The 17,676-nt window shown below is 39.9% G+C and carries 9 protein-coding genes; 8 read left to right on the top strand and 1 reads right to left on the bottom strand.

The window, feature by feature from the left end; genetic code table 11:
• Positions 1-50: 50 nt before the first annotated feature.
• The gene (locus tag FRX97_RS08995; protein WP_147014879.1) at positions 51-5,861 is read right to left on the bottom strand and encodes a T9SS type A sorting domain-containing protein; all 5,811 of its coding nucleotides are present in this window, start codon (positions 5,859-5,861) and stop codon (positions 51-53) included.
• Positions 5,862-6,306: 445 nt separating this feature from the next.
• On the opposite strand from FRX97_RS08995, the gene FRX97_RS08990 reads away from it, so the two are divergent.
• From FRX97_RS08990 to FRX97_RS08955, 8 genes are all read left to right on the top strand, one after another.
• Entirely contained in the window at positions 6,307-6,738 is a 432-nt protein-coding gene (locus FRX97_RS08990) for a MarR family winged helix-turn-helix transcriptional regulator (protein ID WP_147014878.1), read from the top strand.
• A 21-nt stretch (positions 6,739-6,759) separates the two neighbouring features.
• Positions 6,760-9,162, top strand: a complete 2,403-nt coding sequence (locus FRX97_RS08985; protein ID WP_147014877.1) for a 3-hydroxyacyl-CoA dehydrogenase/enoyl-CoA hydratase family protein — start codon at positions 6,760-6,762, stop codon at positions 9,160-9,162.
• Between the two features lie 14 nt (positions 9,163-9,176).
• On the top strand, positions 9,177-10,349 hold the full coding sequence (locus FRX97_RS08980; protein WP_147014876.1) for an acetyl-CoA C-acyltransferase: 1,173 nt from the start codon (positions 9,177-9,179) through the stop codon (positions 10,347-10,349).
• Between the two features lie 23 nt (positions 10,350-10,372).
• On the top strand, positions 10,373-12,169 hold the full coding sequence (locus FRX97_RS08975; protein WP_147014875.1) for an acyl-CoA dehydrogenase family protein: 1,797 nt from the start codon (positions 10,373-10,375) through the stop codon (positions 12,167-12,169).
• Between the two features lie 103 nt (positions 12,170-12,272).
• Positions 12,273-14,774: a DUF5686 family protein gene (locus FRX97_RS08970; RefSeq protein ID WP_147014874.1), complete on the top strand. Its 2,502-nt coding sequence runs from the start codon at positions 12,273-12,275 to the stop codon at positions 14,772-14,774.
• Entirely contained in the window at positions 14,774-15,997 is a 1,224-nt protein-coding gene (locus FRX97_RS08965; protein ID WP_147014873.1) for a M16 family metallopeptidase, read from the top strand. The genes FRX97_RS08970 and FRX97_RS08965 overlap by 1 nt, the downstream gene beginning before the upstream one ends.
• 3 nt (positions 15,998-16,000) lie before the next feature.
• Complete coding sequence (locus FRX97_RS08960) at positions 16,001-16,648, top strand: O-methyltransferase (protein WP_147014872.1); 648 nt, start codon at positions 16,001-16,003, stop codon at positions 16,646-16,648.
• A gap of 2 nt (positions 16,649-16,650) precedes the next feature.
• Positions 16,651-17,673 (top strand): threonine aldolase family protein, encoded by a 1,023-nt coding sequence (locus FRX97_RS08955; protein WP_147014871.1) that lies wholly within the window; start codon positions 16,651-16,653, stop codon positions 17,671-17,673.
• Positions 17,674-17,676: the final 3 nt, after the last annotated feature.

Genomic DNA, 17,676 nt, shown 5'->3' with positions numbered 1-17,676 from the left:
AAAGGGGCTACCATACGGCAGCCCCTTTTTGCATTCTTATTTCCTTTTGATTACTGCTTAACTACTTTAATTACCGCAGCATCATTGGCTTTTCTTAGTTTGATGAAGTAGACTCCAGCCGGAATTGCGTTTGTCGTAATGGTTGCTTTGTTATCCTTAACCACAGCCATGTAATCAACTGACTTACCTGCAACATCGATGAATGAAATTTCAACATCATTTGTTACTCCGTGTACAGTGATCTCATCGCTGAATGGGTTTGGATATGCAGATACTCCTGCAAACACACCACCAAATTCAACCACACTTACAATCTCATCTAGAGTGATAGTGCTATCCGCCATACATCCGTTATCATCTCTAACAACAAATGTATAAGTGGTTCCACCAGGAAGGTTTTCGTAAATATTTCCTGATTGATAAGCTCCACCATCAGAGTACTCGTATGGAGAAACACCACCAGCAGCATCTAATCTAACATCGTATCCTTCTGTTGCGGATGTATCAAATACAACTGGCTCTAGAGTTAACAATGTAGGCTCATCTAAAGTGAATAAGAAAGTTCTTTGACATCCTTTAGAGTCGCGAACTGTGATTTCGTAATCTCCAGCAGTTAGGTTGTTAAATGCTGTATCAGAACTGAATGTACCACCGTTTAAGCTAAACTCAAATGGTCCGTTGTTAGTACTAGTAGCTGTTAGTCCAGCAATATAACCTGTTGCATCACCGAAACAATTGATATCCTGGAAGTCATTAACTGTTAAACCTATTTGTCCAGCAGGATCAATGGTTCTAGTCTCAGATAATTGACATCCTGCGTTATCGGTAAAGATGAACTGGTAAACACCAGGCTCAAGGCTTCCGAATACATAAGTTCCAGCAGATACATTGTTAACGGGACCAGCAAAAGTATTTCCATCTTTAAGAACAGTGTATGAGTATGGAGCTAATCCACCAGATACAGACACTTCAATTTGACCATTATCTGCCTCAAAACAAGACTCTTGGATCACTGTATCAACAACTAGGCTATAATTGTTAGAAGAAGGTACAGTTACTTGGAATGCATCAGAAGTACATCCGTTTGCATCCATAACAAGTACATCTTTAAGACCTCCTGATAATCCAGTAATGGTTGAATCAGCAGCGAAACCAAAAGCAGTTTCTCCATCAACCGCGAAGGTAAATGGCGCGGTACCACCAGTAACAGTTTCAACCTTAATTGTACCATCATCAACAGAACAAGAAGCAATAGTAGCGGTTGCAGAACCAATTGTTGGCTTACCATTAACTTCAATTTCAACCTGGAAGGTTTGAGAACATCCATTTCTAGTCACCGTGTAATCAATAGTTTCTGTACCACCTGTAGCAGACCCTGCAAAAGATCCATTTGCCGCAACATACATAGTATCTGCAACTCCAGGACCAGAGAACACATAACTTTCGTTTGAATGTGTATATCCACTTAGTCCTTTTAGACTTACCTCATCATTAGAACAAACGCTAACTATAGGGTTGGTAAGGTCGTTAGTTGGTAATGCATTAACTTTTACAGTAGTTAACACTGAGTCTGGGGTGTAGCTTCCACAAGAAGCACTTTCATATTGAGCCCAGATGTCGTATACACCAGCACCGTCAAACATATTCCAATCGAATGAAACCGACATCATGTTATCCCAAGCAGTTACGGCACTATCTGCTCCACCTTGTTTTTGGATATACCACTTAATCATTCCATCGTAACCAGCATCACCACCAGAAACATTAACAGTTACTGGAGATTCGTTGATACAAAGTTCATCATCACTTGCAGTAATTCCAGTTAACGCTACAGGAATTTCTCTAACAGTAAGTGATCCAGAAGTAGTAGTTGTTGTAATACAACCATTTGTTCTACTCACTCTGAAGATTACTGTCGACTCTCCATTAGCATCAAAATCAAGATCTGCCGCGGTGAATTTTAAAGAAGTATCACCAGGAGTAGCATCACTAATTGAACTATAAACAGTTCCATTAAAAGATACCTCCCAGATATAAGAACCGTCACCAGTAGAACCGTTTGCATCCAAGGTAATTACCTCGTCCTCACAAACTACTGCTGGAAGCGGCGATATATCAGTAACTGCTGTAGGATCTTGAGTAGAGAATCTAACCATAACAGAATCAAATGCAGTGGTATCACAATCAGACTCAAGTCTTACTTTAAACCAAGTTGAATCAACAGTGATTGGAGCCGTAGTATATGAAGGTCCGTTACCTAAAACAGTAGTTTCATCAGCAGCATACCATACTACTTTACCATTAGCACCTAAATCATAATTGATAAGTGTTAGTGTAGAAGTTGCTCCAGCACAAACGGCATTTGGAGACGCACTTGCAACAGCATCATCAATTTTAGAAGTATCCTTAACGGTGATAATTCTTACTTCAAAAGCAGTAGTGTCACAAGATTCAAGTCTAACACCAATAGTGGTAGTTGAATCAGGAGCAACAACGTCTCCACCACTTGGAAACAAGAATAATTTATCTGCACCTGCAGTACCTGCAAGAGTAGACTTAATTTGATTTACAGGATCTCCCTGATCATCAATGCTATACCAAACAACTCTTGTAAATCCATCATTAACTAAAGTCGCTCCATTAGCCGTCATAGTAATGCTTAGCATATCAGCCTCGTTAGCACAGTAGTTATCGTTAGTAAGAGAGATGTTAGTGAAGTTGTTTTGTGCATCGTATAGATTTACTGTAAAGTCTGCAGTGCTAGCAGTTGCACCAGAACAAGAACCATCTAGGTATGATCTTACAGTTACAAATCCACTTGGAAGTGTATCCATAGAAACCATGAATGAGCTCGCCGCACCTCTTGCAGCCTCATAGAAACCTGAACCAGTATCTGCCTCAAACACAAACTCTGGGGTTATATTATAATTCCCTGCATTTCCAAGAGTACCACCATTAGAGAAGGTAATTACCTTATCATCACATACATATGCACCATCTGTTAATGGACTTGCAAATTGATCTTCTGCAGTCAATGCAGCAACATTTGCATTTTCCGAGTAGTAGTTAATAGTGTAGGCAGTAGAAATGGTGTCCTCACCACCACAATAGCTACTGAAGAATAATTGATATGTATTTCCCGCCGTAATACTAGCAGTAGGTATAACCATTTCATAAGTAGAAGAAGTAGCGGAGTCTCCAATTGGAGTAATACTTGCATTAACAATAACCCCGTTCTCCTTAACATAAACTACTGCAGTATCCTCAACAGATAAATTTGCACCAGTCATGTAGCTGATAACTAAATCATTACCATCACAAATAGAATCATTTGCAGAAACAGTAACGGTACTTCCATTATCTTCTTCAAAAGAAACAAATGTTGGTACATCAGACCCATTTCTCAAGTTGATTAAAGAAGTATGATATGCTCCAACATATCCACAACTACCACTGTCGATTTTAACTCTAATCTTGGTCATATCCACGGTAGCCTTAATTCCAACTTTATTGGTATCTGTTGCTAGAACAACCCAAGATCCAGTGGAATCAATTTCCCACACAAACATAGAGCCATCATCAGCCAACGTTCCGTCAGTTAACATAAGATACACTGAATCTCCGATACAAATAATGTTAGTTCCGTCTACAGTGTCATTTGGCGTATCTGTATCAAGATCATTACCTCCTGCATTGGATGCAGAAATATTGAAATCAGAAGGATCCACATTAGAAGTGTGTGGAATTATCCTGTTGGTAATAAGAGTATCACCAGAACAAAATGAGGTTAACTCCGCAATATAGTAAACATTGGTATTTCCGTATGTTACTGTTAAGTTATATGAACCACCAGAGAACGAACCTGTTCCTAGAGAAATATCAGTTCCATCAAGTGTGCTATCACTAGAAGCAAAGAACTCAACTTGAGGTGAATCATCCCCAAGAGTTGTTGGAGTAGCCTGAAGAGTAATGCTTTCTGAAGGACAAGCTTTAAAGTCATCTAAAGACGTTCCAGCAAATGCTACTGAAGTTAAACCTCCTGAAGAGTTGTAAACATTTACCAAAATTGAAGGGGTAACAGCAACGGTGATTGAATCACAATCAGAAACTATTACTCCATGATATGTTGCTGGAACAGATCCATGATTGTGATCTAACAATTGAAGCGTATCAGCTGGACCAACACCAACAACAGTTGCAGCAGATGTTAAATCTGTGGTATCAGTAGCGGTAATCTTGTATATCCTTACCTCTCCATTCGTACCCAAAGCTCCGTCTCCAAGAGCTAAATCTATATCCAATAACTCATTGCTACATACCTTATTACCCGACGTCAATGAAGTTGTATTATCCTCACGAGTTAGGCTAAGCTCCGATGTAGTACCGGCAGAAGAAGCTGCATTTACATTAACAGTAACATCAGTACCTTGGAATATTGCAGCACCGTCACACGCATCAGTTACTCTAACTCGTGCAATGTAAGTATTACCTGCAGTTAAACCGGTCAAGGTATATGTAAACTCAGTACCAGATGCTAAAGTCGCAGAACCTAAGTCTGTTTCACCCGCACCGTAAGTACCTCCAGCATCCATATCAAAATCCCATGAAATGGCAACGTTTTCGTTATTTCCTAAATCTCCAGCAAAAGCGCTAGCATCAAATTTCAAAGTAACATCAACCCCATCACAACCAGCTATAGCACCAGTGTAAGCGGAATAAGTAGTTCCTCCATCCGTAGAATACTCTAGGTCTGAATTTGCTGGAGCAGCTCCTGCATTATCAAAGGTTTCTGCTCTAAACGTATCTATAGTTGCCTGACAGAAAGCAGCATCTGACACATAAAAGGCGTAGTCTGTATTCTCAGCACCTATCAATTGGCCATTGTACGGAGAAGCCTGACCTAATACTGGAGTAAAACTCGCCCCACTATCTGTGCTTAAATAAACGTCTCCAGTTACCGCACCAGCTAATACTGCACTAAAAGAAATACCAAAAGCATCTGTTCCAGAACCATCAAAACAAATAGTATCCCCAGAGGCTATTGCTCCATCATCAGTAGTTGTTACACCGTCAATTTGAAAAATATCTCTAATGGTAAGATTCCCTCCATTGCTAGCCAAGTCAACTGAGGTAGCAATGGGGTAGTTTACAGAACAAAAAGAATCTGCTATAGCTATATTAAAATCATAAGTTCCCGCAGTTGTAAAGGTGTCCGGATCTGCAGTTAGAGAAATAACTGCATTAGTACCCGATTTAAGGAAATTACCCGAGCTAGCACCTCCGATAACTTGAATATAATAGGCTCCCAAATCTCCTAGAGCACCTCCGTTAACAGTAACATCAAAATCACCGTTGATACAAACGGTATTTGCCGCACCATCATCCCCTGAGGTTACATCCCCAAAAATTGGATTACTTGGATCTATAGAAACTTTGAAATTCTGTGCATTACCAATACAGTCCTCATATACACGAGTTGCAGCGTTGGCAATGGTCCATGACTGGTCTCCAGATGCATCTACGGTATATGAATAAAAATCACCGTTGGTTGCAGCCGGCACAGCAAAAGTTGAGCTGTAAGTTCCAGGACCCGTATGCTCAACATACGTTGCACTTAAGTTATCAATAGTTGCGTTATTACCTACACGCAACCTGTATCCAGTAACATCTGGGCTTGTACTGGCCGTCCAAGTCACCGTTACCGTTGTTCCATCACAGACAAAGTCCGATCCGGACACTTCTTTGGCTCCGGCCGTTATATCGATCCCCGTGGGACAATCGACTGGCAGAACCTGTCCATAAGCTGTTGAACCTAGCACTAGGGCCAAAAACAACAGCATCAGATTGTAATACTTTTTCATTTCGGATTTGGGTTTTAATTAGTCTCTTAGTTGTATAACTACAGATTCATATCAAATACAAAAGTATATGATTAGCATTCAAATCAAAGCCCAGAACGATAAATTGATAAGAAGTGAGGAAAATCAATAAAAAAAATGAGAAAAAATGATGCAAAAGGAAGAGCCGAGGCTCCCTCAAACCTCGGCTCCGTTGACCGGTAAGCTCATTGAACTTCCCGATCTTCCCCTACCATAACCTTAAAACAATTACCTTTTGTTTCAGAACCAAAAATACCCGAGATGACCCTCCGTCACCTTTTTTATCTACGAACGGGTAGTTTTATCCGATGAACGACATTCCCTCGTCAATTAGGCATCCAATTTTTTCGATGATTTGAATTTAACCCCATATCACTTTAAACATTTTTAGTATGCATGCATACCTTTATTTATTTAATTTGGGATCGTGAAAGCTGAGGAGACCATAGACTACCATTTGAGATGTGCCTGGAATCTTATTGCCAGACATTACAACGCCGAGGCCGCCAAATACGGCGCAACCATGGCATCTGGGTATGTCTTACTATATATAGACATAAACGATGGAACTCCTAGCACCAAGCTTGGACCACTTATGGGTATGGAACCCAGATCCCTAGTAAGGACACTTAGTATGCTGGAGGAGAAGGGGCTTATTATCAGACAAAAAAGCAAAGAAGATAAACGTGTAGTTCTTATCCAATTAACTGATTTAGGAAAGGAAAAGAGAAAACTTGCCAAAGAAAGTGTGATTGAACTTAACAATTTACTTTTCAGCAAAATAGATAAAGAGAAACTCGTTACCTTTTTCGACGTAATGGAGACAATTACCGATACATTAAAAGAGAATAATTATTAATAGTAAAAAAGATAGCAAACAATGAGACGAACCGTTAAAAGAGTTGCCGTTCTTGGATCTGGTATAATGGGATCTAGAATTGCTTGTCACTTCGCAAATATTGGAGTGGAAGTCTTGCTTCTGGACATTGTACCAAGAGACTTAACTGAAAAGGAAAAACAAGCTGGCTTAACTCTGGATCATCCAAAAGTAAGAAACCGCATTGTAAACGACGCATTAACTACAGCACTAAAATCTAACCCCTCTCCTATTTATAGCAAATCGTTTGCTACAAGGATTGAAACTGGAAATTTTGAGGATGACTTTTCCAAAATTTCAAATTGCGATTGGATTCTAGAAGCGGTTATCGAACGCCTAGATATAAAGAAGCAGGTTTTTGAAAAAGTGGAGCAATATAGAAGTAAAGGATCCTTGGTATCCTCAAACACTTCAGGTATTCCCATTAACGCTATGATAGCCGATCGATCGGATGATTTTAAAAAGCACTTCTGTGGAACTCACTTTTTTAACCCCCCTCGCTACCTAAAATTATTAGAGGTAATCCCTACCAAGGAAACAGCTGCTGAGGTAATTGATTTCCACATGCACTACGGGAATAGATTTTTAGGAAAAACTACCGTATTGTGTAAAGATACTCCTGCCTTTATCGCGAATAGAGTTGGCGTATTTTCCATGATGTCTTTATTTCACAATGTCAAGAAATTAGGACTAACTGTTACCGATATAGACAAATTAACTGGACCTGTTCTGGGAAGACCAAAGTCTGCCACGTTCAGGACAAGTGATGTTGTTGGACTTGATACATTGGTTAGAGTAGCTCAAGGATTGGAGGAAAATTGCCCGAATGATGAAGCAAAGGACCTATTCAAGATCCCTGATTTCATCCAAACCATGTTGGATAACAACTGGCTAGGGTCCAAAACTGGTCAAGGTTTTTACAAAAAAGTAAAGGAAAATGGTAAATCAGAAATCCTTGCACTAAACCTTAATACGCTAGAATATGAAAAGCAAGATAAATCGAAATTTGCTACCCTAGAAACGGCGAAACCGATTGATGACCTTGGGAAAAGAACAAAACACCTTTTCCTTGGAAAGGATAAGGCCGGTGAATTCTACCAAAACATTTTTCTAAGTCTATTCAGTTATGTAGCTCATCGTATTCCAGAGATATCGGATGAAATCTATAAAATAGACGATGCACTTAAAGCTGGTTTTGGATGGGAATTAGGCCCATTTGAAGCCTGGGATGCGATTGGACATGGAACTGTACTTGAACACGCAACTAAACATAAAGTAAGTTTCCCTGATTGGATTAAATCCCTAACAGCAAAGGGGATTACAGAATTCTATAAAGTTAGTGGTGGTAAAAAGCAATATTTAGACCATAGCTCTCTGGATTACAAAGACATACCAGGAACTGAGGATAGGCTTTCTCTCTCCACCATTTCGGACGACAAAATAATCTGGAAAAATTCAGGCACCACCATTACTGATATTGGGGACGGAATAATAAACGTAGCCTTCCACACGAAAATGAATACCATTGGAGGTGAAGTAATCGCCGGTCTAAACAAGGCAATAGACTTAGCCGAGAAATCGTACAAAGGTGTTGTGATTTCTAACGAAGGGCAAAACTTTTCTGCAGGTGCAAATGTCGGAATGATTTTCATGATGGCTGCAGAACAGGAATATGACGAGTTGGATTTTGCTATTCGCAGTTTCCAGAAAACAATGACCCGTTTAAGATACTCTTCAATCCCTGTTGTTGCAGCACCACACCAACTTACATTAGGAGGAGGATGCGAACTTTGTCTACACGTAGATAAGGTTATAGCACATGCTGAAACCTACATGGGCTTGGTCGAATTTGGTGTTGGAGTAATTCCTGGTGGTGGCGGAACCAAGGAGTTCGCATTACGCACTGCCCAGGAATTTAGAGACGGGGACATTAAAATAAACACCCTGAGAAATAGATTCCTAACTATAGGACAAGCAAAAGTTTCCACCTCCGCTGAGGAGGCATTCGAATTGGGATACTTAAGAAAAGGAATAGATGAGGTTGAAGTAAGTCGCGACCATCAATTAAAACGCGCCAAACAAGCAGCCTTACAGCTTTTTGAAAATGGATATACACAGCCCATTAAACCTAAGAATATTAAAGTACTTGGTAAAGAGGGCCTTGGTATTGTCTACGTAGGGGCACACAGTATGAAAAGTGGTAAATACATCTCCGAACACGACCAATTGATTTCAGAAAAATTGGGCTATGTGCTATGCGGTGGAGACCTCTCAGAACCTCAAGAGGTTTCAGAAGATTACCTATTGGATCTTGAAAGAAAAGCATTCCTTGAGTTATGCTCAACACGTAAGACTCTTGAGAGAATGCAGAGCCTAATAAAAACTGGAAAGATTTTAAGAAACTAAAAAAGACGATTAAAATGAATGCATATATAGTAGCAGCACGCAGATCAGCGGTTGGAAAAGCTCCAAGAGGAAGTTTTAGATTCACCCGAGCCGATGATTTATCAGCAGCAGTTATAAAAGCCTTAATGAAGGATGTGCCTAGTATTGAAACTGGGCATGTGGATGATGTAATTGTTGGAAATGCCACCCCAGAGGCTGAGCAGGGTCTAAATATTGGAAGAATGGTTTCCCTAATGGGATTGGATAACCAAAAAGTCCCTGGAATGACGGTAAATAGATATTGTTCTTCTGGATTGGAAACCATTGCTATTGCGGGATCTAAAATCGCTGCTGGAATTTCAGATTGTATTATTGCAGGTGGCGTAGAAACAATGTCTCCAATACCATTTGGAGGGTGGCGGATTGTTCCTAACGCAGATGTATCCAAGGAAAACCCCACTTGGTATTGGGGTATGGGTCTTACAGCGGAGGCAGTTGCCGACCAATTCAAAGTTTCTCGAGAGGACCAAGACAGATTTGCCATGGAGTCCCACCAGAAAGCCGCCAAAGCAATTTCGGAAGGAAAATTTAAAGATGAAATTGTTCCTTTTGAAGTGGAACACATTTTTGTAAAAGACGGAAAGAAATCCTCCAAAAAATACACAGTAGACACCGATGAAGGTGTACGTCCAGTTACTAGTCTTGAAGCACTCGCTAGATTGCGCCCAGTATTTGCTCAGGGTGGTTCCGTTACCGCTGGTAACGCAAGCCAAACTAGTGACGGTGCCGCTTTTGTAATGGTGGTATCAGAAAAGTTCTTAAAGGAACACAACCTTACTCCCATTGCTCGGTTAGTAAGTTATGCCGTGGCCGGAGTGGAGCCCAGAATTATGGGGATAGGTCCTGTAGATGCCATTCCAAAAGCTTTAAAAATTGCTGGTCTAAAACAAAACGATATCGATCTAATTGAATTAAATGAAGCTTTCGCTTCACAATCTCTTGCAGTTTGTAGAGAGTTGGATTTAAATCAAGAAATCGTAAATGTTAACGGTGGTGCAATTGCTATAGGACACCCGCTAGGATGTACTGGGGCAAAGCTTTCTGTTCAAATTTTTAACGAACTGAAAAGAAGAGATAAAAAATACGGAATGGTAACCATGTGTGTTGGTACAGGACAAGGTGCCGCCGGAATATTTGAAATGCTTTAAAAACTTAAAAACGAAATCACAAAATGGAAACTGCAACTAAATCTAAAGCACTTAAAGGCGGAGAGTTTATTATCAAAGAAACAGATCCGAATGACATTTTTATCCCAGAGGAGTTTGATGAGGAACAGCAAATGATTGCTCAAACTTGTCGCGATTTCCTGGAAAGCGAAATTTTCCCAAAGCTCGACGACATTGACAGCATGAAGGATCCGTCTCTAATGCCAAGTCTATTGGAGAAAGCTGGTGAATTGGGAATTTTGGGAATATCTATCCCAGAGAAATTCGGTGGATTCGGAAAAGACTTTGTAACCAGCATGCTAACTACAGAAGTTTGCGGAGGAGGACACTCTTTTGCGGTTGCTTTATCTGCACATACTGGAATTGGTACGCTTCCTATCCTTTATTACGGAAACGAGGCTCAAAAAGAGAAGTACATCCCTAAATTAGCCACTGGTGAATGGAAAGCTAGTTACTGTTTAACAGAACCTAGCTCTGGTTCAGACGCCAACTCCGGAAAAACTAAAGCCAAGTTAACAGATGATGGTAAGCACTACATTATCAACGGGCAAAAAATGTGGATTACCAACGGTGGATTTGCTGACGTTTATATTGTATTTGCAAAAATAGACGATGATAAAAACTTATCTGCTTTTATTGTAGAAAGCGGATGGGAAGGAATTTCCACTAACCCCGAAGAGAAAAAGATGGGGATTAAAGGATCGTCTACCGTACAGGTTTTCTTTAACAATGTAAAAGTACCCGTTGAAAACATGCTTTCTGACCGTGAAAACGGATTTAAAATTGCCCTTAACATTCTAAATATTGGGCGTATTAAATTGGCAGGAGCAGCGCTTGGAGGAGCTAAACGCGCCATAGATTGCTCGGTAAATTATGCCAATGAAAGAGAGCAGTTTGGACGTCCCATATCTAAGTACGGAGCAATTAAATACAAACTTGCAGAACAGGCAATCCAGAGCTATGTAGTTGAATCTGCGACCTATAGATGTTCTAAAAATATTGAAGAAGCTATTCAAGACTTAGTATCGGAAGGTATGAGTTATGAAGAAGCTTTATTAAAAGGTAACGAGCAGTTTGCTGCTGAAGCGGCAATTCTAAAAGTTGCAGGATCCGAAGCTCTTGATTACGTTGTTGACGAAGCGGTTCAAATTTATGGTGGAATGGGGTATTCTGCGGAATCACCTGTGGAGCGCTCCTACAGAGATGCTAGAATCAACAGAATATTTGAGGGAACTAACGAGATCAACCGTATGTTGACCGTGGATATGATCCTGAAAAAGGCACTTAAGGGAGAACTAGACCTTATGGGGCCTGCCATGAAGGTTGCCGGGGAATTAATGGAAATCCCTGAGTTTGGTGATGCCCCAGAAGGAGTATTAGCCCAAGAAATGGAATATGTAAAGAAATTCAAAAAGGCATTACTTCTTGTAGCTGGATCTGCTGCACAAAAACTAACCACACAATTAGCGAAAGAGCAGGAAATCCTAATGGCTATCTCTGATATTGCTATTTGGACATACCTTGCAGAATCTGCGGTTTTAAGAACTCAGAAACTGGCTGCTCTTAAGGGCGAAGAAGCCGCTAAACAGCAAATTGCCATGACCCAGACCTATGTTTATGACATTGCTGATTTAATTCACAAAGCAGGAAAAGATGCACTAAACTCTTTTGCAGAAGGAGATGAGCACCGTATGATGCTTATGGGAATTAAGAGATTTACAAAGGTTAACCCTGTAAATGTTAAGGAAACCCGAAGAATGGTGGCCGATGCCATGATCGCTGAAAATAAATACTGCTTCTAATTTCCACCAGGAATTAGTCCCATTTTTGAAAACCCCTGCAAATTCTGCAGGGGTTTTTCGTTTTACAGGGCATTAGTCTATTTTCGGACATCAAATTTACCCCATGAAAAACCTATTGGCCTTTGTTTCTTGCTTCATCTTATTTGGTATATCAGGAATAAGTCAAAATGTAAAACTTGCGGGTTCTGTTATCGATGAGCATAACAACCCCATGCCCTACGTTAATATTTACCTTTTGAATAAAACCTATGGTACGAGCACCAATTTCGAAGGAAAGTTTGAGTTTGTTATTCCGCAAAGCTCATTTGGGGAAAACATGGGACTAAAATTTGTTGGCTATCAAGAGAAAAAGATCTCAACATCGAATTTTAAACCAAATAATAGCGGAACATACACCCTATCCTCCCCCATCCAATTAAAACCCCAAGAGGTAAACCTAAATGAAGTAGTTATTAGTGCCAAGGGGAAGGATCCTGCCTATTACATCATTCGCCAAGCCATAAAATCCAAGGCTAAATACCAAAACCCCAATTACGCTTACGAGGCGAAATTATACATGAAGGGTCGTGCTTTCTTTTCTGAAGCACCAGATAGTTCCAAGTTTATGATCAACATAATGATGGATGACAATGAGCTAGCAGAGCTGAAGGAACAGGAAAAATCTGTTGTGTTTTTATCTGAATCGGTTTCTAAAGTTTGGTATACCAAGAAAGATGGAGTAAAGGAGGAGTTACTGGCCGATAAACAATCTGGAACATTTACAGGATTTACCCCCAACCGAAGTGTATACCTCAACAACAACTTCTACGAGAACCGAATGGGCGGGATAAATCAACGCGGAATTATCTCCCCACTAAACAACAACAGCTTCTTTTACTATGACTTTAAATTACTAGGGAAATTCAAGGAAAATGGATTAACTGTTAACCGAATACAGGTAATTCCCAAAAGAAAATCCGACCCCGTATTCTACGGTGAAATATTTATAGTTCAGGATCTATGGAATATCCACTCTCTCGATTTAACTGCTGGTAAAAGCAGCATGGACAACTTGGTTCTTGACAGTGTCTCTTTTAAACAATCCTATCAGATGATTGATTCGATTTGGGTTCCATTATCCTTACAATCGAATTACCATATTAAGATGTTCGGATTTGGCCTGAGCTATCAAATATTAGGAAGGTACTTGGAGTACAAAATTTCCAATCCTAATGAGGAAAGAGCAATTTCAGAAATGGTCTCGAGCAAGTTTGACAAGAATGAGGTCTATCAAGTATCGGAAACCAGAAAAACAAACGATTCAATTTTAATGCAATCGCTGCGGCCCATTGCCCTAGACTCAAGTGAAATTATTCACTACCGCAAAGAAGATTCTGTAGTACAACGAATAAACAGTCCTGCATATAAGGATTCTGTTTTAAAAGCCCGAAATAAATTCAGACCTAATCAGGTTATTTCAGGATATCGTTATACCTACAAATCAGGCTCATCAATTGATATAGAGGGAGTGCGTGAAAGCATATTTTTCACAGCGGTGGACGGTTGGGTATTAGCCCCTCAGGTAAAAATCAGATTAGAAGACAGTTCTACGGTTTTTGCAGACCAGCTGGTTGTTCAACCTCGATATGCTTTTGGTAGAAAAGCTTTCAACCTAGACGCTGCCTATGTCCGAAATATTAATCCCATCAATCTCACCCAACTGTATTTATCGGCTGGAAGCACCACAAGGCAAATTAATGGCGATCAACCCATTTCGAGATTTCTAAATACCTATTACAGCTTTTTTAGGGAGCGGAATTATGCACAATTTGTAGAAGAATACTTTGCCGAGGCCAAGTATCGCACAGAATTGTTTAACGGCTTGCTTTCTTCTTTTGGAGTAAAAGCTGCAACAAGGAGTCAGCTTAGCAATCTCAATCCTATCGGTGTTTTCAAAAACTTCGAGGACAGAACCTTTTCGCCAAATATTCAATCCAATCATAATGGGGATTTATTTCAGCTTAGCGTAGATTTACGATATCAGTTTAATCAAAAATATTCCACTTACCCAGATTACAAACTCAGGTACTCCAGCTCTAGGTACCCCACCCTATATTTTCATGGAGCTTGGGCACCAAAACAACTTAGCGCATCGCAATTTACCCATCTAGAAGCCGGACTTAAGCAAACGTTAAACCTTGGAATTTTCGGACGGTTTGAATACAGCGGATATGCCGGTACCTTCCTTAATAAGGCCAATCAGTCCTTCTACGATTTTAAACATTTTATGGGCAACCAGATTCCATTTATAAACGGCAGAAGCAGAGCCTTTCAAACAGCTCCTTACTATAATTTAAGTACCAACTCATCCTATCTGGAATTGCATGCAGAACAGCGATTTAATGGATTTTTAATGAATAAAATCCCACTAATTAAAAAGCTTAAAGTACAATCTTACGTAGGTGTAAACAGCCTTGCAGTGGAAAACCAGAAACTGTATAATGAATTGTATTTTGGGATAGAAAATATATTCTCAGTGCTTTCGGTACAAGTAGCGGGAAGTATGGATGGAGGTAAAATTCAATCTCCTGTATTTATGGTAGGATTAAAAACCGTTATAAATTAATGCTTGAGTTCACCACTTTTACGCTTTCATCTGGTCTTAGGGTGGTACACTGCCCCACTAACGGTGCAATTTCAAATTTTGGAGTGGTTATCGACTGTGGTTCGAGGGACGAAACTGATGCTGAATCTGGTTTAGCCCATTTTATAGAACACACTATTTTTAAAGGAACCCAAAAAAGAAAAGCGTACCACGTTTTAAATAGGCTAGACTCGGTGGGGGGAGAAATTAATGCTTACACTGGAAAAGAAGACACTGCGATACATTCTAGTTTTCTAAATGAATATTATGAAAGAGCCATTGAATTGACAGCGGATATCCTGTTTAATTCAAGCTTTCCAGAAAAGGAAATTGAAAAGGAAAAGGAAGTAGTAATAGATGAAATAAACTCTTACCTGGATTCCCCCTCTGAACAAATATTTGACGATTTCGAGGAACAAATATTTAAGGGGCACCCACTGGCTAACCCCATTTTAGGATCAAAGCAAAGTGTTAGAAGCTTTAAAAAAACGGACATACAGCAGTTCATCGACAAACACTATGGAATTAATAACATGGTGCTATGCTCAGCAGGTAAAATAAATTTGAAGTCCCTCAAACGACTTTTGGAAAAGTATTTTGGCCACTTCACGAAAGAAGTTGAGCTTAAGAATCGAAAAATTCCATTTGCATACCAGGCATCCCACAAAGAATCGGAGAAAAAAACCAACCAGGCTCATTTTATTTTGGGATCTACGGCACCAAACCTATTTCAAGAAAACCGCCCAGCTGTAGGACTGCTTAACAACATCTTAGGAGGCCCTGGGCTAAATAGCCATTTAAACCTATACATTCGAGAGAAGTATGGCATAGCCTATAATATAGAATCTCATTACACCCCCTATATCGATACGGGAAGCTTCTTCATATACCTTGGAACGGATTTCGATCAACTAAAAAGGTCTATCCGCCTAATTAACGGAGTATTGGGAAAGTTGAGAAATAAAAAGTTGGGCACACTTCAGCTTCACCAGGCTAAGAAGCAATTAATTGGACATATCGCATTAAATCAGGAGAGCAACTCAAGCAACATGCTCAATCTGGCAAAATCCCTCTTAATATTTAACAAGATAGAATCAGACGAGGAAGTGTACAGGAGAATTTACAGTATTACTTCAGAGGAAGTTTTAGAAGCTGCAAATCTTATTCTTGACCCTAAACAGCTTTCCTCACTTACCTACTTATAAATCATGGAATTTTTAGATAACAAATTACAGGAATACGCAAATAATCATTCCTCCAAAGAACCTCAACTACTGTACGAGCTCAATAGGGAAACATATCAGAAAGTACTGCAACCCAGAATGCTCAGTGGGCATTTTCAAGGTAGATTACTGAGTATGATTTCCCACATGCTGAAACCTAAAAACATCTTAGAAATTGGCACCTACACAGGTTATTCTGCTCTGTGTATGGCAGAAGGATTACAGAAAGGTGGCGAACTGCACACTATAGATTTAAATGATGAACTCCAACCCTATTTGGAAAAGTATTTTGGGAAAAGTGAGTTTGGGAACCAAATAAAAATGCACTGGGGAAATGCTCTAGAAATTATCCCAAAAATTAAATGCGAATTTGACCTTGTTTTTATAGACGCCGACAAAGAGAACTACAGTGCATATTTGGAAATCATCTGGGATAAACTTCCAGTTGGCGCACATATTTTAGCCGACAATGTACTTTGGAGTGGAAAAGTCTTGGAACCCGCCAAACCAAAGGATAAGGATACAATTGGTTTACAGCGATTTAACAAGGAGGTTGCAGAAAATCCTAAACTGGAGAAAGTACTACTACCTATTAGGGATGGACTTTTTTTGATGCGAAAAATTAAAGATTAAGTATGGCAGAAAAAATAGACTTAAGATCGGATACGGTTACCAAGCCTAGCAAAGAAATGCTTTCGGAAATGTTTAAGGCCAGGGTTGGTGATGACGTTTTTGGTGAAGATCCAGATATTAACGCATTACAAAACAAAGTGGCCAAAATGTTTGGTCATGAAGCAGCTCTTTTTTGTCCTAGCGGGACGATGACCAATCAAATTGCAATTAAAGTGCACACCCAGCCAGGAGATGAAATAATTTGCCACAAGGAATCTCATATCTTCAGGTATGAGGGAGGAGGAATTGCTGCCAATTCTGGGGTACAACCCTATTTACTTGATGGCCCCCGTGGCACCTTTACTTTAAAGGATGTTAAGGAAGCTGTTCACCCAAGCGACTCGCATTACCCACGAACAGCCATGGTCGCTATTGAAAACACCACTAATCGCGGTGGTGGTGGACTTTGGGATTGGACAGAAATTGAAGCTATATCGGCATTTTGTAAATCCGAAAACTTGCCTTTTCATGTGGATGGAGCAAGACTTTTTAATGCTTTGGTGGCAGACCAAAAGAGCCCTAAAGAAGTAGGTCCTTTATTTGATTCCCTTTCCATTTGTTTCTCAAAGGGATTGGGTTGCCCTGTGGGGTCTGCTATTATTGGTAGCAAATCCTTTATTCAAGAAGCTCACCGAGTTAGAAAAAGAATGGGTGGTGGAATGCGACAAGGTGGATTCCTGGCTAGAGCTGCATCTTACGCTTTGGACCACCATGTACCGTTGCTGGCAGACGACCATAAAAAGGCAATTATGTTGGCCAATGCATTAGAAAATCGCCCCGGTGTTAAGGACGTAATCCCGCCAAAAACTAACATTGTAATTTTTGAAACTGAAAGTGAATGGGATAATCAGGATTGGTTAAAGTACTTGACAGATGCGGGAATTTCCTGCTTGCCTTTTAGCCAAACATCCATTCGATTTGTAACCCATATAGATGTTACTCTGGAAGCCATTGAAAGAGCTTGTAAGGTTATTAAATCAAAATAATCT

Origin of the sequence: Luteibaculum oceani (genome assembly GCF_007995015.1) — a bacterium.
GTDB lineage: Bacteria > Bacteroidota > Bacteroidia > Flavobacteriales_D > Luteibaculaceae > Luteibaculum > Luteibaculum oceani.
This window is presented reverse-complemented; position numbering and strand designations above follow the sequence as displayed.

Coding starts and splice junctions, on each gene's coding strand:
- FRX97_RS08995 (WP_147014879.1), bottom strand. CDS start 5,861: ATGAAAAAGTATTACAATCTGATGCTGTTGTTTTTGGCCCTAGTGCTA.
- FRX97_RS08985 (WP_147014877.1), top strand. CDS start 6,760: ATGAGACGAACCGTTAAAAGAGTTGCCGTTCTTGGATCTGGTATAATG.
- FRX97_RS08980 (WP_147014876.1), top strand. CDS start 9,177: ATGAATGCATATATAGTAGCAGCACGCAGATCAGCGGTTGGAAAAGCT.
- FRX97_RS08975 (WP_147014875.1), top strand. CDS start 10,373: ATGGAAACTGCAACTAAATCTAAAGCACTTAAAGGCGGAGAGTTTATT.
- FRX97_RS08970 (WP_147014874.1), top strand. CDS start 12,273: ATGAAAAACCTATTGGCCTTTGTTTCTTGCTTCATCTTATTTGGTATA.
- FRX97_RS08965 (WP_147014873.1), top strand. CDS start 14,774: ATGCTTGAGTTCACCACTTTTACGCTTTCATCTGGTCTTAGGGTGGTA.
- FRX97_RS08960 (WP_147014872.1), top strand. CDS start 16,001: ATGGAATTTTTAGATAACAAATTACAGGAATACGCAAATAATCATTCC.
- FRX97_RS08955 (WP_147014871.1), top strand. CDS start 16,651: ATGGCAGAAAAAATAGACTTAAGATCGGATACGGTTACCAAGCCTAGC.